Source organism: Ruminococcus sp. YE282 (assembly GCA_900101355.1).
Taxonomy (GTDB): Bacteria; Bacillota; Clostridia; order Oscillospirales; family Acutalibacteraceae; genus Ruminococcoides; species Ruminococcoides bromii_A.
The window spans coordinates 1-17,802 of record FMUV01000008.1 but is presented as its reverse complement, the minus strand read 5'-3'; the positions used below and the strand labels follow the sequence as shown (position 1 = coordinate 17,802).

17 protein-coding genes are annotated in these 17,802 nt (G+C 41.6%); 12 read left to right on the top strand and 5 right to left on the bottom strand.

Going from position 1 to position 17,802, the window contains the following annotated elements:
- The first annotated feature begins 95 nt into the window (after positions 1–95).
- The 6 genes from BLP46_RS04325 to BLP46_RS04300 all read left to right on the top strand — a co-directional run bounded on the left by BLP46_RS04325 (position 96) and on the right by BLP46_RS04300 (position 7,949).
- The gene (locus BLP46_RS04325; RefSeq protein ID WP_092976174.1) at positions 96–2,021 is read left to right on the top strand and encodes a hypothetical protein; all 1,926 of its coding nucleotides are present in this window, start codon (positions 96–98) and stop codon (positions 2,019–2,021) included.
- A 2-nt stretch (positions 2,022–2,023) separates the two neighbouring features.
- Positions 2,024–3,295: a dihydroorotase gene (locus tag BLP46_RS04320; RefSeq protein WP_092976171.1), complete on the top strand. Its 1,272-nt coding sequence runs from the start codon at positions 2,024–2,026 to the stop codon at positions 3,293–3,295.
- Positions 3,296–3,336: 41 nt separating this feature from the next.
- The gene (locus BLP46_RS04315) at positions 3,337–4,317 is read left to right on the top strand and encodes an aldolase catalytic domain-containing protein (protein WP_092976168.1); all 981 of its coding nucleotides are present in this window, start codon (positions 3,337–3,339) and stop codon (positions 4,315–4,317) included.
- Between the two features lie 108 nt (positions 4,318–4,425).
- Positions 4,426–5,361, top strand: a complete 936-nt coding sequence (gene pyrF, locus BLP46_RS04310) for an orotidine-5'-phosphate decarboxylase (RefSeq protein WP_092976165.1) — start codon at positions 4,426–4,428, stop codon at positions 5,359–5,361.
- 329 nt (positions 5,362–5,690) lie between these two features.
- Positions 5,691–6,776: a 3-phosphoserine/phosphohydroxythreonine transaminase gene (serC, locus tag BLP46_RS04305; protein WP_092976163.1), complete on the top strand. Its 1,086-nt coding sequence runs from the start codon at positions 5,691–5,693 to the stop codon at positions 6,774–6,776.
- An 18-nt stretch (positions 6,777–6,794) separates the two neighbouring features.
- A complete protein-coding gene (locus tag BLP46_RS04300; protein WP_092976160.1) occupies positions 6,795–7,949 on the top strand; it encodes a 3-phosphoglycerate dehydrogenase family protein in 1,155 nt (384 codons plus the stop codon).
- Between the two features lie 262 nt (positions 7,950–8,211).
- Here the strand turns inward: BLP46_RS04300 and BLP46_RS04295 are convergent, their stop codons facing one another.
- Genes BLP46_RS04295 through BLP46_RS04285 form a run of 3 tightly spaced genes read right to left on the bottom strand, consistent with a single transcriptional unit; the run spans position 8,212 to position 9,940 of the window.
- Positions 8,212–8,688 carry a hypothetical protein gene (locus tag BLP46_RS04295; RefSeq protein WP_092976157.1) on the bottom strand — a complete coding sequence of 159 codons (477 nt, stop codon included), beginning with the start codon at positions 8,686–8,688 and terminating at the stop codon, positions 8,212–8,214.
- The gene (locus BLP46_RS04290) at positions 8,685–9,098 is read right to left on the bottom strand and encodes a hypothetical protein (protein WP_092976154.1); all 414 of its coding nucleotides are present in this window, start codon (positions 9,096–9,098) and stop codon (positions 8,685–8,687) included. Before BLP46_RS04290 ends, BLP46_RS04295 begins: the two co-directional genes overlap by 4 nt.
- 14 nt (positions 9,099–9,112) lie before the next feature.
- Positions 9,113–9,940: a hypothetical protein gene (locus BLP46_RS04285; protein ID WP_092976150.1), complete on the bottom strand. Its 828-nt coding sequence runs from the start codon at positions 9,938–9,940 to the stop codon at positions 9,113–9,115.
- A gap of 204 nt (positions 9,941–10,144) precedes the next feature.
- Here BLP46_RS04285 and BLP46_RS04280 point away from each other — a divergent pair, with 204 nt between their 5' ends.
- A complete protein-coding gene (locus BLP46_RS04280; protein WP_092976147.1) occupies positions 10,145–10,465 on the top strand; it encodes a helix-turn-helix domain-containing protein in 321 nt (106 codons plus the stop codon).
- A 246-nt stretch (positions 10,466–10,711) separates the two neighbouring features.
- On the opposite strand, the gene spoVAC is transcribed toward BLP46_RS04280, so the two are convergent.
- Positions 10,712–11,167, bottom strand: coding sequence for a stage V sporulation protein AC (spoVAC, locus tag BLP46_RS04275; RefSeq protein ID WP_092976144.1), 456 nt, complete (start codon positions 11,165–11,167; stop codon positions 10,712–10,714).
- Positions 11,168–11,321: 154 nt separating this feature from the next.
- Between spoVAC and BLP46_RS04270 the strand changes: the two genes are divergently transcribed.
- The 5 genes from BLP46_RS04270 (at position 11,322) to BLP46_RS04250 (ending at position 17,408) form a co-directional block, all read left to right on the top strand.
- Positions 11,322–12,446 (top strand): cysteine desulfurase family protein, encoded by a 1,125-nt coding sequence (locus tag BLP46_RS04270; RefSeq protein ID WP_092976307.1) that lies wholly within the window; start codon positions 11,322–11,324, stop codon positions 12,444–12,446.
- Positions 12,447–12,530: 84 nt separating this feature from the next.
- On the top strand, positions 12,531–13,715 hold the full coding sequence (gene thiI, locus BLP46_RS04265) for a tRNA uracil 4-sulfurtransferase ThiI (protein WP_092976141.1): 1,185 nt from the start codon (positions 12,531–12,533) through the stop codon (positions 13,713–13,715).
- Between the two features lie 64 nt (positions 13,716–13,779).
- The gene (gene srtB, locus BLP46_RS04260) at positions 13,780–15,717 is read left to right on the top strand and encodes a class B sortase (protein ID WP_167669172.1); all 1,938 of its coding nucleotides are present in this window, start codon (positions 13,780–13,782) and stop codon (positions 15,715–15,717) included.
- A 15-nt stretch (positions 15,718–15,732) separates the two neighbouring features.
- Positions 15,733–16,149: a hypothetical protein gene (locus tag BLP46_RS04255; protein ID WP_143000444.1), complete on the top strand. Its 417-nt coding sequence runs from the start codon at positions 15,733–15,735 to the stop codon at positions 16,147–16,149.
- A 5-nt stretch (positions 16,150–16,154) separates the two neighbouring features.
- Positions 16,155–17,408 carry a diaminobutyrate--2-oxoglutarate transaminase gene (locus BLP46_RS04250; RefSeq protein ID WP_092976304.1) on the top strand — a complete coding sequence of 418 codons (1,254 nt, stop codon included), beginning with the start codon at positions 16,155–16,157 and terminating at the stop codon, positions 17,406–17,408.
- Between the two features lie 124 nt (positions 17,409–17,532).
- On the opposite strand, the gene BLP46_RS04245 is transcribed toward BLP46_RS04250, so the two are convergent.
- Positions 17,533–17,802 (bottom strand): IS3 family transposase (locus BLP46_RS04245; protein ID WP_143000443.1); only part of this gene is annotated, 270 nt, incomplete at its 5' end.

Genomic DNA, 17,802 nt, shown 5'->3' with positions numbered 1-17,802 from the left:
ATGTATAATTAAAGCTGTATGTAAATATTTATAACTTTATCAGGAAAAGCGTTAGCTGTATTCCGAAAAAATTCCTACTTTGGAGGCAGTGGTTGATGAGAAAAAACGTACTCAAAAGGAGCGCGGTTGCCGCACTTGCTGTGATTTTGTGCGTGCTTTCTGTATTTGTGTGCAGTGCAGCAGACAATAGTTATGTGATAAGCGAGATAAACGATATGAAAATTTCGCTTCCGGACAATATTACAACGGTCACCCGTTCAAGCAAGGCTGACGATAAGTATTTTTCGGTATTTGGTCTTGATTATGACACAACAATGAAAAATCTTGAAAACGGCAATATTTATCTTCAGGGAATGGACAGTAACTCTGAAATTACAATTACCGTTACAATGACGCAAAGCGAAGAAAGCAAAAGAATCGGTAACTATAACCTTTTGCAGGAAGACAAGCTCAGTGACGTTACCAAAAACTTTTTGAGCCAGAGCGAATATACCGCATGTTCACCCGACAGCGCAGGAAGCATAGTTTGGCTGTACCTTGCCGCAGATGTGAACAGCAACGGAAGCCAAATAAAAACCTATCAGGCAAACACGGTTTTTGACGGAAAGAATGTTAATGTTGTAATACAGCGCAACGGCGACGATGTTAAACCCGAAGATTATGCTACTCTTAATTCAATAGTTTCCACCGTGGTTTTCCAAAAGGCAGACAGTTCAAGCAACATTATTCTCTTTGTAATAATCGGAGCGACGCTGTTAATTATATTGATTATTGTCTTTTTGATTTTGATTGCAAAATTTGCGAGACGTAAGAGGAAAAAGAGAAAGAACTCTAAGATTATTGAGGAACTTTCAGGCAAATATACAAGAAAGAATACTTCGCAAGACGACTATCCGTCATATAATATTGCTGATTTTGAGGAAAGTGATGAACCGAAATATGACGGCGATAACAAACACAGCAATGATGACGATGTTGTTGATATTAATCCCGAGGTTCATACATCCGCGTCAAATGATGATGAAGACTTTGACGATTATTTCTACGGTTTGGGATTAAGCCGCAATTCTGATAAGCAGGAAACAAAGAGGGAATCGGAAAATACGGAATCATACGAGGACGAAATTGACGATATTCTAAATTATCGTGCAAGTGTAAATAAAAAGTCACAGGCAGTAAAAATTTATGAGGCTAAACCCGAAACAGAGGCTGAGGAGAATACTGCCGCCAACGTCACAGATAATAATACAGATAGCAATATTGAAGAGGTTGAACCTGAATCCGTAACGGAAGTAAGCGTTGATGAAATCGACGTTGAGCCAAGCCCGGAAGAGGAAATGATTAATGTTGAGGCGGTTGACGAGGATTCTGACAGCACCGATGAAAACACCGATGACAGTTCAGACGACAGCACTGAAGACAATGATAACGATAATTCAGAAGAAAAGCCTCAGTCCGAACAGCAATCCGATTCATCAGACGATGCCGATTCCGACGATGATTTTAATGAATATACAAACGATGAAGACCTTGTAAGACAGGACGCACGTCGTGCAAAGTTCAAGAACGGTTATGATTTCTTTGAGGAAGCACCCAAAAAGACTATGGGTGTGGTGAGCAGCAAAGAAATTCGTGACGCCGAAGATTACGATGTTATCAATGAGGTCGAAAAGCGTGCAGCCGCAGTTGAAAAGGCAGGCGTTAATGCAGGCAAGTTCGTTCTTAATACATTCAAAGCCATTGGCTCGGGAATAAAGTCGTTCGGAACGCACTGCGGATATTTTGCAACTAATGTAAGTCGAATGATAAAGCATAAACGTGCTGCAAAGAAGCGCAGACAAGCCGAAGAAGAGTGCCGTCGCCGTGCAAAAATGAGAGCGGAAAAGCAGCGTGAGCAAAGGCGTGAGATGCAGAACGGCGGACTTGTTCAGGTTCATAAGCGAACCGACAGACCCAACGGCGGACAAACAAGAAGACCGACAAACAGACCTACTAACAGACCAAACAACAGAAGAAGATAACTATGAAAGAAATACTGATAAAAAATGCAAATGTCGTATCACCTGCCGACGGTATTAACGGAAAATACGATATATTAATTAAGAATGGCAGGATAGAAAATATCGGGGAAAATTTAAGCACCGACGGTGAAGTTGTTGAGGCTTCGGGATTTTATGCAATCCCCGGACTGGTAGATATGCATGTCCATTTGCGTGACCCCGGACAAACACAAAAGGAAGATATAATAACGGGGTGCAGAGCAGCGGCGGCAGGCGGTGTAACAAGCTTGCTTGCAATGCCGAACACAAATCCGACCGTTGACAATGCCGCCACCGTAAAATATGTTTTGGACAAAGCAAAACAGGCTGATGCGAATGTTTATGTTGCGGCAAGTATCACCAAGGGACTAAAAAGCGAAGAACCTACCGACCTTGACGAACTTAAAAAAGCAGGTGCGATTGCACTTTCGGATGACGGCAGACCTGTTGTTAACACAAAGTTTTTGAGTGACGCTATGCAAAGGACACCAAAACTCAAAATGAGCGTTGTTGCACACTGCGAAGATTTGTACCTTGCAGACGGAGGTAAAATAAACGAGGGCAAGGTATCAAAAAAGCTTGGAGTAAAGGGTATTCCAAGAGCTGCGGAAGATTGCGGAACAGCCAGAGAAATTGCTTTGGCAGCGGCACTTAATGTTCCGATTCATATTTGCCACGTAAGCACCGAGACGAGCGTTGAACTTGTACGCGACGCAAAAAGGCGTGGGGTAAAAGTTACCGCCGAAACAGCGCCGCACTATTTTTCACTGACGGAAGAGGAGCTTTTGAAGCGTGACGCAGATTATCGTATGAATCCTCCGCTCAGAACCGCCGAGGACGTCAGGGCAATAATCAGCGGCCTTTGCGACGGAACCCTTGACGCCGTTGCCACCGACCATGCACCGCATACGGTTGAAGAAAAAGCCGATTTTGAAAAGGCTCCCAACGGTTCAATCGGAATGGAGACTTCGTTGGCTGTGGCTGTAACGTATCTTGTAAAAACAGGCTTGTTGAGCTTTGAAGAAATTGTTCGCAAAATGAGCACCAATCCTGCCAAAATTCTCGGCATAAATGCCGGAACTTTAAGCAAAGGTGCGCCTGCCGATATTGCACTTGTTGACCTTGACGAGGAGTGGACGGTTGATGTTGAAAAACTTCACGGCAAAAGCAAAAACACTCCGTTTAAGGGCAAAAAACTGTGCGGCAAGGTCAAGAAAACGTTTTTGGGCGGAAAGCTTGTGTTTGAGGATAATTAATCAGTTAATAATTAAATATTAAATAGCAGGGAGTAAAAACTATGGCACAAAAAGGCGATTTACTGTCGGTAAGACAGGACATAAGAGTGGTTGACGCAACGATTCGTGACGGCGGTCTTTGCAACAATTTTCGTTTTGACGACAAATTCGTAAAGGATTTGTACGAGGCAAACATCAAAGCAGGCGTTGATTATATGGAGTTCGGTTACAAGGCTTCAAAAGAAATTTTCAACGAGGACGATTTTGGCAAGTGGAAGTTCTGTAACGATGCGGATATAAGAAAGATTGTCGGCGACAACAAAAGCGGCTTAAAGGTTGCTGTTATGGCTGATGTCGGCAGAACAGATTTTGAAAAGGACATTATCCCCAAAAAGGACAGCCCGATTGACTTAATCAGAGTTGCAACCTATATCAACGCAATTCCGTCCGCTGTGGAAATGATTGAATACTGTGCAAAAATGGGGTATGAAACCACCATCAACATTATGGCTGTTTCAAAGGCAAGAACAGAGGACATAAAGGCTGCACTTGATATTTTCGGCAAAACACCTGTATCCGCATTTTACATTGTTGACAGCTACGGCGCATTGTATCCCGAAGAGGCAAGAAGACTTGCTGACTTGTACGGTGAAACAGCAGATAAATATAAAAAATCTGTCGGTATTCACGCCCACAACAATCAGCAGCTTGCTTTTGCAAATACAATTGAGGCTATGACATTTGGCGCAAGCTATCTTGATGCTACTGTTGACGGAATGGGCAGAGGTGCAGGCAACTGTGCTCTTGAGCTTTTGCTCGGTTTCCTCAAAAATCCTAAGTATAAGGTTAATCCGATTCTCAAAATAATTGAAAATCACACTCATAAACTTAAAGAAGCAGGCGTAAAATGGGGCTATGACATTCCGTATATGCTTACAGGTCAGTACAATACCCACCCACGTCCGGCAATTCAGTTTGTAAATGAGGAAAGAAAGGATTATTCAAAGTTCGCCAATGAACTTTATGATATAATCAACAGCTGATGAAGCATATAATGAAATTGCAGGCATCACCGTTCGGCATGATTAAGTCGGATAGACTTATGTACAGTATGCCGTCTTTACCGAATATAAAGCAAAAGGAGAATGAATATGTCGCTTGACAGATTGATAGAAAAAATTGCAGAAAAGCAAAACCCGACCGTTGCAGGTCTTGACCCAAAGCTTGACTATGTGCCTGCTTCAATCAAGAAAAAGTGTTTTGAAAAATACGGCAAAACACTTGACGGTGCGGCAGCGGCTCTGTTTGAATTTAACAAGGCTCTTATAGACAGCCTTTATGATATTGTTCCTGCAATCAAGCCGCAGGCGGCATATTATGAAATGTACGGCTGGCAGGGCGTAAAGGCGCTTTGCGACACCATTGCCTATGCAAAGTCAAAGGGTATGTTTGTTATGACCGACGGCAAGCGCAACGACATCGGCACAACAATGGAAGCTTATGCCACCGCTCACCTCGGTACCACCGATGTTGACGGAGAAAAGATTGACGCATTCGGCGCAGACGCACTTACCGTAAACGGCTATCTCGGAACTGACGGAATCAAGCCGCTTGCCAATATTTGCAAAGAAAAAGATAAGGGCATTTTTGTACTTGTAAAAACTTCAAATCCAAGTTCGGGCGAGCTTCAGGATATGAAGCTTGATACAAACGAAACCGTCTATGAGCATATGGGCAAAATGTGCGAGAACTGGGGCAGCGAGCTTATGGGAAAATACGGTTACTCGGCAATCGGTGCGGTTGTCGGCGCAACATATCCCGAACAGCTTTTGGAGATGCGTGCAAAGGCAAAGCATACGTTCTTCCTTGTACCGGGATATGGTGCACAGGGCGGCGGTGCCGAGGACGTTAAGAATGCGTTTGACAAGAACGGACTCGGAGCTGTAATTAACTCAAGCCGAGGAATTATGTGCGCTTGGAAAAAGCAGGGCTTAACCGAAGAAGACTTTGCACAGGCGGCAAGAAACGAAGCTGTGAGAATGAGAGACGAGATTGTCGGCACAATAGGAAAAATTACGCTTGGCTGATGTTTTTTATAAGGCAAAACAGACAAAAAATTGTTAAATTTTTAACCAAAAGAATCTATTCTTATTGACTTTAAACCCCAACAAGCGTATAATTTAAGTGCAGATGTCACCTGCCTCTAAAGCGGAATCTATTCGCAATTTCAGCGGAAGCATAGACTTCAACCGAAATTATGAGGAGCTAAAGCTTTATTGCATTGCTTGCAATCTGTTTTAACCTCTGCTTTTAGCAAGAAAAGCAGAGTATCACTACTATTAAATTTATTTGTCAACTATGGGCGCAGTTGTTAACACAACTGCTTACTTTAAAAAATATAAAGGGAGTTTTTACAATGGCAAGAGTTTATAATTTTTCTGCAGGCCCGTCAATGTTGCCGGAGTCTGTTCTTAAGACAGCAGCGGATGAAATGCTCGATTATCACGGCAGCGGTCAGAGCGTTCTTGAAATGTCACACCGCAGTGCTGTTTTTGATAAAATCATCAAAGACGCCGAAGCACTTCTTCGCGAAATTATGAATATTCCGGATAACTACAAGGTTCTTTTCCTTCAGGGCGGCGGCTCAACACAGTTTGCTATGGTTGCGCTCAACCTTATGAATAAGAACAACAAGGCTGATTACATAATCACAGGTCAGTGGGCTAAGAAGGCTTATCAGGAAGCTGTACGCTACGGCGACGCAAAGGCTGTTGCTTCTTCTGAAGATAAGACATATTCTTATATTCCAAAGACAGACCGCTCAATGTTCAGAGACGATGCAGACTATGTTTACATTTGTATGAACAACACAATTTACGGCACAGTTTACCACGAATTGCCTGATACAGGCGATATTCCGCTTGTTGCAGATATTTCTTCCTGCATTCTTTCAGAGCCGATTGACGTTTCAAAGTTCGGTCTTCTTTTTGCAGGCGCACAGAAGAACGTTTCCGGTGCAGGCGTAACAATTGTAATTGTTCGTGAAGACCTTATCGGCAACGCTATGGACATTACTCCTACAATGCTCAATTATAAAACTCACGCAGACAAGGATTCCCTCTTTAACACACCGCCTTGCTATTCAATCTATGTTGCAAAGCTCGTATTTGAGTGGATTAAGAATGAAATCGGCGGACTTGACAAGATGAAAGAGCTTAATGAAAAGAAAGCTAAGCTCCTTTATGATTTTCTTGATAACTCAAAGCTCTTCAAGGGTACAGTAGTTGCCGAGGACCGTTCACTTATGAACGTACCTTTCGTTACAGGCGACAAAGACCTTGACGCTAAGTTTGTTAAGGAAGCAACAGAAAACGGCCTTGTAAACATCAAGGGTCACCGTTCGGTTGGCGGTATGCGTGCTTCTATCTACAATGCTATGCCTTACGAGGGCGTTGAAAAGCTTGTTGAGTTTATGAAGAAGTTCGAGGCTGAAAATAAATAATTTTAGAGGTTGATTAAAATGTATAACGTACTTACATTAAATAAAATCGCTCCAATCGGCACAGACCGCCTTGGAAGCAATTACAGCTATGGCAACGAAGTTGAAAACCCCGATGCGATTCTTGTAAGAAGCGCAGCAATGCATGATATGGAATTTGCCGACAATCTTCTTGCAATCGCAAGAGCAGGCGCAGGCACAAACAATATTCCAAAGGATAAATGCACAGAAAAGGGTATAGTTGTTTTCAATACTCCCGGCGCAAATGCAAACGCTGTTAAGGAGCTTGTTCTTGCCGGTCTTCTTCTTTCTTCACGTAAGATTGTTGAAGGAATTGAGTGGGAAAAAACAACTTTGAAGGGCAACGGCGACGCTGTCGGAAAAATGGTTGAAAAGGGCAAGAGCCAGTTTGTAGGTCCCGAGCTTAGGGGCAAAACCCTTGGCGTTATCGGACTTGGTGCAATCGGCATACTTGTTGCAAATGCAGCAGCAGCCCTCGGAATGCAGGTAATCGGTTATGACCCGTTTATGTCTGTTCCGAACGCACTTCGTCTTGACCCAAGCATTAAGCTGATGAAGAACAACGAAGAGGTTATGACAAACTGTGATTACCTCACAATTCATGTTCCGCTTACTCCCGACACAAAGGACCTTGTTGATGCAGATATGATGGCTAAGATGAAAGACGGAGTTCGCATCCTCAACTTCAGCCGTGACGGTCTTGTTAATTCAACAGCTGTTCTTGAAGCTCTTAAGAGCGGAAAGGTTGCAAAGTATGTAACAGATTTCGGTACAGATGATATTCTCGGCGAAGAGAACGTAATCTGCCTGCCACACCTTGGCGCTTCAACTCCCGAGAGCGAGGAAAACTGCGCTGTTATGGCTTGTGACCAGGTTAAGGAATACCTTGAAAACGGTAACATTGTAAATTCAGTAAACTATCCTGCAATTTCTCTTCCGAGAAACACAAACGATACACGTTTTTGCGTAATGCACAAGAATGTTCCCGAACTTCTTAAGAAAGTGCTTTCTGAGCTTAACGGCAACATCGAAAATATGCTTTCAAAGAGCCGCGGCGAATATGCTTACACAATTCTTGACGTTGCAGGCGCAGACAAAGCCGACGCAGAGAAAATTGCTGCTGTTGACGGCGTTGTAAGAGTAAGAGTTATCTGATTGATAAAACAGAATATATAATATAAATCAAATGCCTCTCGCCTAATGCGGCGAGGGGCATTCAAAATTTTAGCGGAAGTTATTTATAAGTTCTCATCGTAAAAATGAGCAAATGACGTTTTTGCACTGCCTGCAATTATTTGCAGGCTCTATTATGTGCAGGAAAAGCAGAGTGTTGCTCTGACATACAAGATATAAAATTTACGGCGCAACCGAAATTTAATCGGTTACGCCGTTTTTGTGTTTATGTACCTGAACAGCTTTAGTCTCGCCTTGATTTCAGATAGTTTTCAAATGCTTCTTTGATAACAGAATGTTTTTCGTTTTCGTCTGCGTTACTGTTCCAGTACGTTCCGTACAATGCGTTTTTTGCCATATATGAAGTGTTCCATTCCTTAATATCGTGGTCGTATACGCTATAAGTAATTTGCTCCATTGTACCCTCGTCAATGTTAAGATAATAACCGCGTCCGGAATAGCCTGCGATTGGGTAATTGATGTAAAATGCCATTTTGTCTCCGTTGGCAAATTTATAGAAGCTGATTTTATCAATTGAAAATGTTTTTCCGCTGTCGTTCTGTGTGATGTCCCAATTTTCAATGTTATCATAAACGAGGTCAATATATTCAGTGTCAGTAGCTGTAATCACAACGGAACTTTCGATATTTTCTGTTTTTCCGCAGGCAGAAGTGAGCAAAATAATTGATATGGCTGTTATTAAAACAATAACTTTTTTCATTTTGGTTTTACCTCTCCGCAGCCGCAAGAACCAACGTAGCTTTTGTTTACTTTTCCGCAATTTTTGCACACCCATTCGTCGCTTGAATTATGTTTTGCGGCTTCTCTGCCAAAGGCTGTAACGGACGCCTGATTTTTTAAGTAGTTTTCGTATTCTGACAATCCACGCCTATCAACAGATTTGCTGTAAATTATCAGAACCGTGCCGATTATCCAGAACACCATTCCTAAAACCAACCAAAATACTGTTTGACCTTCACTGTAAATATAACGGTATTTAATCAACGGAATAACATTTGCTAAAATAATAACAGTTCCGATAATATCAAAAATAACAGATAATACAGCCGCAACATACATTCCCGTGTGTTTTGAACGATATTCTTTTAAAAATTCCTCTTTGCTTTTCATATTTTGCCGCCTCCTCAAATCATTTTGTATTTAATCATATAATGTTCAAGCATCTTTGCGAGGTTGTCATAGTAACAGCCGGTTACACTTAAAGACAGTACAATTAATGCCGAACATACAATTATAAATACCGACAAAAATATCCCTGCATATATATTAAGCGAAAATATTTGTCCGCCTAACAAAAACAGACTGATAATTACTGCTACTGAAAAAATAATTGCAATTACATAAAGAAAAACGCAAAAACCTCTCAAAGTGTTCGGTTTGTTGGTTTTGAGTCGGTCTAACATTTGATTTGTCGGATTTTTTACGGAAACAACGTCAAGCAAATCAGAAAATGCATTGTATTTGCAAAAGTATTGTATGTACACCAAAACGGTGCTGAATGTTATTCCAAGCAAGGGGATAACAGGAAGTGCAATAAAAGCCTGTTTAACTATTGAGTATGAAATAATACACACGATGGTTGAGATTAGAGCGATAACCATATTTATATAAAAAATTACAGTGCCGAATTTTCTGTATACATTTGCGGACATAACAAAGTTTTTCTTTTCAAACGGAAAAACAGCGCCGCTTTTTTCATAATCAATCATATCGGCAAAGCAAATCATAGAAGAAAACTCGGTGTATGCAAAGAAAAGTGTCAGCAGAGTTGAAATCAACAAACCAATTTTTATGATAACGGCTGCCGTGTTAATAACGGAACTGAGGCTTCCTAAATTGGGCAGAGTATCAAAAGGAATAAACAGCGTTGCAATACTGCCAAGAAAAGAAAAAATTGAAAAAGCAAATATAATAACAGAATACACCTTGTAAATTATCGGTCTTGTGTACATAAATAAGTCCCCCTTATTGTTTAAAAATCAATTTAGAATACGCTTGAGCAAATTTGCTAAAAAATCATTTGTATCTCCTCCCAAAAAACTACTTTATTTGACAATATTATAAGTCTCGCTACCAATATTGTCAATATAAAAATACAAATATTGTATGTTATATTATTAATAATTACAACTATAATAGTAGTTGGGGTTGATAATATGAATTTAAACGGGCTTGGCAGACGCATAAAAAGAGAAAGGCTGAAAAGGGGGATAACCCAAGAACAGCTTGCCGAAAAGGTTGATATTTCGGTAAATTTTATGAGCCTTATTGAAAACGGCAGGAATATGAGTGTTGAAACTCTTGCCAATATTGCCGTAGCCTTGGGGGTTACGGTTGATTACCTTTTGAGCGACACGGTTAACGTCGGAACCGATGTAATTTCGGAACAAATAGTCCATAACCTTGCAACCCTAAACGAAGACGAAAAATTGTATTTTTTGAATATGATAAAGCAGTATAAAGCCATAAACAGATAAACGACAGCCTTGGTAAGCTATCTTTTTTGCTTTGATATATCCAAAATTCCTGTGTCACCTGCTTTTGAGGCGATGACCTATAAAAACTTTAGTTGAATTTATATAATATTGCGGAAGTCTTGAAGGCTATGTTTTTGCGTTGCTTGCAATCAAGCGCAAGTTCTGATTTTTGCAAACAATCGTAGTTCTCAATTAAATATGTACGGGCAGTCGCTGTAACTGCCCGATTTTCATCAATTCAAAACATTAAAATAACGTTATTCCAAACATATGAAGTATCCACAAAACCGCTCCGTAAATTATTGATGCCGACACACCGTAAACAATTACAGGTCCTGCAATAATGAACAGCTTTGCCCCAAGTCCCGTAACATATCCCTCGGCTTTAAATTCAATTGCAGGAGACGAAACGGCGTTTGCAAAACCTGTAATCGGAACAAGCGTACCTGCGCCGGCATGTTTTGCAATTTTGTCATAAACACCGATTGCCGTCAGAAGAATTCCGAAGAAAATCAGGGTTACCGATGTGAGGGTTTTGCTTGTGTCCTCGTCAAGTCCCCACATTTGGTAAAGCTCCAAAAGTCCCTGACCGACAGTGCAGATTGCTCCGCCAATCAGAAATGCCATAAGGCAGTTTTTAAAAATCGTGCTTTTTGGCGAGTTTTTCTTGACTATTTTATCGTATTCTTTTGGTGAAATCAAAAAATCCCTTCTTTGTCGGTTTACATAATTATTTTAAATTTATCTTATACCGATTTATGATATTTATGTTTAAAAATTTCTTTATTTTTTTAATCTTATGTAGTATAATAGCAATATATATTCATTGGAATGTTTATTGGAGGGAAAGAGTTTGATGCATTATCTTGATAACAGTGCCACAACTGTCGTTTCGGAAAAGGCGGCGCAAAAGGCCTTTGAGATAATGACTCAGACCTACGGCAATCCGTCTTCTCTTCACTTTATGGGTTTGCAAGCCGAGCATGAGCTTGAAGCCGCCAGAAAAAGCGTGGCAAAGCGCCTTGGCGTTCAGACTGACGAATTGTATTTTACAAGCGGCGGCACAGAGTCAAATAACACGGCTTTGTTTGGCACGGCTCAGGCTAAAAAGCGCAGAGGTAACCGAATTGTGGTTTCTGCCGTAGAACACAGCAGCATTGTTGAAGCCGCAAACAAGCTTGAATCTGACGGCTTTGAAGTTGTTCGGATTGCTCCGAGAGCCGACGGCATAATCTACGCCGACGATGTTGCGGCGGCGGTAGACAGCGGCACAATTCTTGTGTCTGTTATGCTTGTCAACAATGAAACCGGAGCAATTATGCCGATTGATAAAATTTTTTCGGCAGTAAGGGCAAAAAATCCTGACGTAGTCTGTCATACGGACGCCGTTCAAGCGTTCGGCAAGATTAAGATAAATGCCAAAAGGCTTGGCGCCGACCTGATAAGCGTAAGCGCACATAAGGTGCACGCCCCAAAAGGCTGCGGCGCATTATACGTCAAAAAAGGCGTAAGAATTGTTCCTCTTCATTACGGCGGCGAGCAGGAAAAGAAGCTGCGTCCCGGCACAGAGGCACTGCCTTTAATTGCGGCTTTCGGCGTTGCCTGCAATGAATTTGATATTGACGGCAATCTTAAAAAAGTCGAAGAACTCAACAATTATGCAAAATCATTGCTGACCGAAATTGACGGCGTTACAATAAATTCACCGCAAAACGCATTGCCGTATGTTTTGAACATTTCGGCAGGCAAGGTAAGAAGCGAAACAATGCTTCATTTTCTTGAAGAACTTGATGTTTATGTTTCGTCGGGAAGCGCCTGTGCAAAGGGCAAGCCGAGTTATGTGCTCAGCGCTATGGGACTTTCAAAGGACAGAGCCGACAGCGCACTGAGAATAAGCTTTTCAAAGTACAGCACAGCTAAGGACGTTGAAGCCCTGTGCGCAGGGATAAAAGCAGGTCTTACGACACTTGCACACAGATGATTATGAATTTTGCCCTAATCTTAAATGATAAATTTGTACGATATTTTCGTGAGTACTTTAAATAATAGTAAATTTGGATATAATATGAAAGAAATTATACTTGTAAAAGACGGCGAAATAGTTTTAAAAGGACTTAATCGCCGTGCTTTTGAGGACATACTTAAAAAGAACGTAAAACATTCGCTTTACCCAATCGGAAAATTTGAGGTAACTTCGGCTCAGTCAACCATTTATGTTAAACCGCTTGACGATGACGCCGACCTTGACGAAGCCTGCGACAGAATTTCAAGGATTTTCGGAATTGCCGCTTTTTCAAGGGCTGTTGTTTGTGACGAAAAAACACTTGAGTCGGTTATGAAAACTGCCCCGTATTATCTTGAAGATGTTTTGAAAAACGCCAAAACATTCAAGGTAGAAGCAAAGCGAAGCGATAAAAAGTTCCCGTATAAATCTCCCGATATTTGCAGGGAAGCAGGCGGAGCAATACTTGAAAAGTTTCCTCATCTTAAAGTTGACGTTCACAATCCCGAGGTTACGGTGTATGTGGAAATCCGTGACTTCGGAGCATATATTCACGCCGACCCGATAAAGGGCGCAGGCGGAATCCCTGTGGGAACAGGCGGAAATGCGGCAATACTCATCAGCGGAGGAATAGATTCTCCAGTTGCGGCATATATGATGGCAAAGCGCGGCATAAGACTGACCGCAATTCACTTTGCAAGTCCGCCGTATACAAGTATGCGTGCCGAAGAAAAGGTTGTGCGCCTTTTGCAAAAGGTTGCCAAATATTCCGGAACTATGACTATGTATACCGTTCCGTTTACAAAAATTCAGGAAAAGATAAAGTCCGATTGTCCCGAGGAACTGTTCACAATCATTATGCGCAGACTTATGATGGAAATATCCGAAAGGATTGCAAAACAAAACGATTGTGCCGCACTTATCACGGGCGAAAGCCTCGGTCAGGTTGCAAGCCAGACCATAGGTGCTTTGCAGTGCACTGACGAAGCTACCGATATGGTGGTTTTCAGACCGCTTATCGGAATGGATAAACAGGAAATCATTGATATTTCCTATAAAATTGATACATACGAAACTTCAATTGAGCCTTATGAGGACTGCTGTACGGTGTTTACACCAAAACATCCACGTACAAAGCCTGTGCTTAAATATGTTAAAGAGGCTCAGGAAAAGGCTGATTTTAACGAACTTGTTGAGGTTGCTCTTGAAAATCTTAAGACAACCTATATCAAGCCGGACAACGACTAAAGCCTACGCATTTTACAGTGTAAACACAATGTGCGTTTTATCAACACGAAAGGAGAAAACCTGCGTGTATATTCAGATTTTGTCTGTCAGCAAAAAGACAGAAACGGATACTCTGCCGGAACAAACCGACAAACTCAGGTCGGAGCTGTATAATTACGGATATTCGCTGACGGAAATCAAAAAAACACTTTTGACGCCTGCAACAATTAACAGTGCGCTCAATTCAATTGCAAAATCGTCCAACAAACCCGACATGGTTATCATTGCCAATGCTTTGGACACAAAGGACAGCAAATCTTTCAAAAAGTATTTTGTTGAAACAGTGGTTGCCGCCGAACGTGCCGAAAGCACCCCCGCTCCGAAAGATTATTGGAAACAGCGCAACCGTGCCTTTGCCCAGGCAAGAAAAAGAAAAGCTTCACAGGATGAACTTGATAAGCTTTCGGAAGAGTTCAGATTAATTCGCAAGAAGGCAAAAGTTTTTCCGCTCGGAGATTTTGGCAACGGTTACAAGGGCTATTGCTTTATGTACATAGGAATACGCGTTGCCACAATCCCAAAAGCAGAGCTTACAGGCGTTGAATTTGGCAAAGTTGCCGCTCTTGCAGCGGTTAGAACAACCGAGGTATTCGAAAATTCCGCCAACGACTTTCCAAACGGATTCAGCGAGCAGGAATATTTGCCGGCAAAGACCGGATTTGTAAATAATTTTATTCCGGTCAGAGGCGACAGCAAAAAGGAAGTAACCAGAAAATGCGTTTTAATAATGGCTTTTTTGGTGTTCCTTGCAGCACTTGCAATGCTGTTTTATAATTTGATATTCCTGAGTGTAAAAAATGCTCAGTTGAATGGAGAAATTCAGCGTGTTGCCCACAGCGAAACAACTGAGGACAACAAAAAGCCCGACGTAAAAGAAGGCATAAACTGGGATGAGTTGAAGTCAATAAACGATGAAATTGTCGGCTGGATTCAAATTAATGATACCCAGATTGATTATCCTGTTTTGTGGCATAAGGAAGACGACAGAAATTACCAGTATTACCTTTCGCATAATTATAAGGGCGGCTATGATTCGTTTGGCAGCATATTCCTTGATTATCGCTGCACAGAGGGAACAGACAGCAAGAATACCGTTATTCACGGACACCATATGAACGACGGCTCTATGTTTGGAAACCTTATGAATTACGGCGGAACAACAGGAAACCTTGACTTTTACAAGGAATCGCCTACAATAGAGTTTGACACGCCTAAGTCAGACGGAACATACAAGATTATTTCCGTGTTCAAGACCAACACGCTTTCAAGCCAGGGCGAGTTCTTCAATTATATGATAGGCAATTTCCAAAATGATAAGGATTTTATGAACTACGTTTACAACGTAAGAATACGTTCGCTCATAAATTGTCCTGTTGATGTAAATGAAGATGATGAGCTTATCACACTTTCGACATGTTCCTATGAGTTTACAAACTTCAGAACAGTTGTTGTTGCAAGAAAAGTAAGGGACGGAGAGTCCGCAAAGGTAGACGTTTCAAAGGCAAGCCTTAACGACAATGCTGTTTGGCCCGAGGTTTACTATTCGGCTTACGGCGGAACAAGGCCCAAGGTTACCGATTTCTGCACGGCATACGATGCAGGCGAGATAGATTGGTACAACGGTGATTATGACTTTAAGGAACAAAAGGTCGTTGAGCCGACCTCGGCAGCACCGTCAACTGCCGCCGACACCGAAGGCAATAAAAAGGAAACCAAGGCTCCCGAGCCTACAACCGAGGCTAAGGTATATCTGACGGTTAAGTTCATAAACTATGACGGTTCGGAGATTAGCTCTCAGCAGGTTGAATACGGCAAAGCGGCAAAAGCTCCGGAAGACCCCGTTAAGCCGAGTGACGATTATTACGACTATGTATTTAAGGGCTGGCAGCTTGACTTTGACAAGGTTGAGTCGGATATGACTATTGCCCCTAATTTTGAACCTGTTCTAAAGGAACAGAATTAAAGGGAGGGGTAACGGTTGGATTGTAGGATAGTGTTTTATTCGGCAAGAAAAACATCTCTTTGCGAAAGAGCACTTAAAAAAAGTTTTTCGGAACTTGGGTTGACGCTTGCAAACACATCGTTTGCAACTGAATGTATGGGACTGGGTGCTGTCTTGATTAACGCATTCAAAAAATACAATCTTGTATTTGTAATCGGAGGCCTTTGCTTTGATAATTACAGAAGCATCAAAAAAATTATTTCAAATGCCGTCGCAGACACCAAGGTTGATGATTGTAAAAAATTGGAAAACAAAATAGGCAGCGACGGTTATGTGCTTCGGGCACAAAATCAGATTTTAGTGTTGCTCCCGGACGAGCCTGAACAGATTGAAAATATAATGCAGGGCAATATTCGCGGATACATTAAGATATATAACAAAGTGGAGGTATAGTGGATATGAATACAGGAACATTTGAGAAATATGAGTCTTCGGTACGTTCTTATTGCAGACATTTTCCCACAGTGTTTACTAACGCCAAGGGAGCTGTTATGACAGATGAGGAAGGAAACGATTACATTGATTTCTTTTGCGGCGCAGGTGCCGTAAACTACGGTCATAACAACGAATATATCAAGAAAAAAATGGTTGATTACCTTTCAACAGACGGTATTATCCATGCTCTTGATATGTACACAATTCCAAAGAGAAACTTCATTGAATCAATGGAGAAGAAAATTATTGAGCCGAGAGGATTAAAGTATAAGATCCAGTTTACGGGTCCTACCGGAACCAACGGCATTGAAGCTGCAATTAAGCTTGCACGCAAAATAAAGCACAGAAGAAACATTTTTGCGTTTATGGGTTGCTTCCACGGAATGACACTGGGCGCATTGTCGCTTACATCAGAGATGTTTGCCCGCAACGGCGCAGGCGCAACCTTTGTTGACTGCACACACATTCCTGCTCCTTATATGTTTGAGGGTTTGAATGTAATTGAATATATGCAAACACTTATTGACGACGACCATTCAGGCGTTGAGAAGCCTGCCGCACTTGTTATGGAAACAGTTCAGGCTGAGGGCGGAATAAGAGTGTTTGACGAGCAGTTCCTTAGAGATGTAAGGGAATTTTGCACAAAGAACGACATCGTGATGATTGTTGACGACGTTCAGGTAGGTTGCTGCCGTACAGGTACTTTCTTCTCATTCGAGCGTGCCGGAATTGCTCCTGACATCGTTGTTATGTCAAAGTCAATCGGCGGACTCGGTATGCCGCTTGCCATTGTTCTTATCAAGGACGAGCTTGACGATTGGAAGCCGGGCGAACACAACGGCACATTCAGAGGTAACCAGCTTTCATTTATTGCAGGTGCAGCTTCGTTTGATTATTTGCTTGAAAACAATGTTGAAGCAGAAACACGCCGCAAGGGTGAGATTGTAAGAAACTTTGTTGAAAAAGAAATACTTCCGCTTGATTCAAGACTTGAATTCAGAGGAATCGGACTTATCTGCGGTATTGATTTCGGTAAAATCAATTCGGCACTGTCTGAAACAGTTGTTGAAAAATGCTTTGAGCACAAGCTTATCTGCGAATGCGCAGGACGTGAGGGTGCAGTGGTTAAGATTATGCCTCCGCTTGTAATTGAGGACGAGCTTCTTCTAAAGGGTCTTAACATTATGAAAGAGGCTATTGCCGAAACTCTTAAATAATCCAAGCATAGCGTTGCTCAGATTGATTTAAATAAAAATAACAAAACCGATTACCGGGATTTTGAACTGCTCCAAATTGTACGGACAGTACAAAAACAGACCAAATGGTAGAAAATATTAAATTTTAAGCAACATACTGACATCGCTTTTCAAGTGGTGTCAGTTTTGTTTTGAGTTGAATTCTATGGTTGTTGTAGAAATGAATATACTCACTTAAGATGAGGCGTGCCTCCTCATAAGTTTTGAGCTTGGTTCTGTAAATACATTCGGTTTTGAGAATTGAAAAGAAATTTTCTGCTAAAGCATTGTCATATGGGTTACCACGTCTTGACATTGAAGGCGTAATGCCGTAAGATTTAGTTAGGTTAAAATATGCTTGTGATGTATATTGAAA

What these genes read in the sequence shown, in the direction of transcription:
- BLP46_RS04325 (WP_092976174.1), top strand. Translation starts at nt 96, where the DNA reads ATGAGAAAAAACGTACTCAAAAGGAGCGCGGTTGCCGCACTTGCTGTG.
- BLP46_RS04320 (WP_092976171.1), top strand. Translation starts at nt 2,024, where the DNA reads ATGAAAGAAATACTGATAAAAAATGCAAATGTCGTATCACCTGCCGAC.
- BLP46_RS04315 (WP_092976168.1), top strand. Translation starts at nt 3,337, where the DNA reads ATGGCACAAAAAGGCGATTTACTGTCGGTAAGACAGGACATAAGAGTG.
- pyrF (WP_092976165.1), top strand. Translation starts at nt 4,426, where the DNA reads ATGTCGCTTGACAGATTGATAGAAAAAATTGCAGAAAAGCAAAACCCG.
- serC (WP_092976163.1), top strand. Translation starts at nt 5,691, where the DNA reads ATGGCAAGAGTTTATAATTTTTCTGCAGGCCCGTCAATGTTGCCGGAG.
- BLP46_RS04300 (WP_092976160.1), top strand. Translation starts at nt 6,795, where the DNA reads ATGTATAACGTACTTACATTAAATAAAATCGCTCCAATCGGCACAGAC.
- BLP46_RS04295 (WP_092976157.1), bottom strand. Translation starts at nt 8,688, where the DNA reads ATGAAAAAAGTTATTGTTTTAATAACAGCCATATCAATTATTTTGCTC.
- BLP46_RS04290 (WP_092976154.1), bottom strand. Translation starts at nt 9,098, where the DNA reads ATGAAAAGCAAAGAGGAATTTTTAAAAGAATATCGTTCAAAACACACG.
- BLP46_RS04285 (WP_092976150.1), bottom strand. Translation starts at nt 9,940, where the DNA reads ATGTACACAAGACCGATAATTTACAAGGTGTATTCTGTTATTATATTT.
- BLP46_RS04280 (WP_092976147.1), top strand. Translation starts at nt 10,145, where the DNA reads ATGAATTTAAACGGGCTTGGCAGACGCATAAAAAGAGAAAGGCTGAAA.
- BLP46_RS04270 (WP_092976307.1), top strand. Translation starts at nt 11,322, where the DNA reads ATGCATTATCTTGATAACAGTGCCACAACTGTCGTTTCGGAAAAGGCG.
- thiI (WP_092976141.1), top strand. Translation starts at nt 12,531, where the DNA reads ATGAAAGAAATTATACTTGTAAAAGACGGCGAAATAGTTTTAAAAGGA.
- BLP46_RS04250 (WP_092976304.1), top strand. Translation starts at nt 16,155, where the DNA reads ATGAATACAGGAACATTTGAGAAATATGAGTCTTCGGTACGTTCTTAT.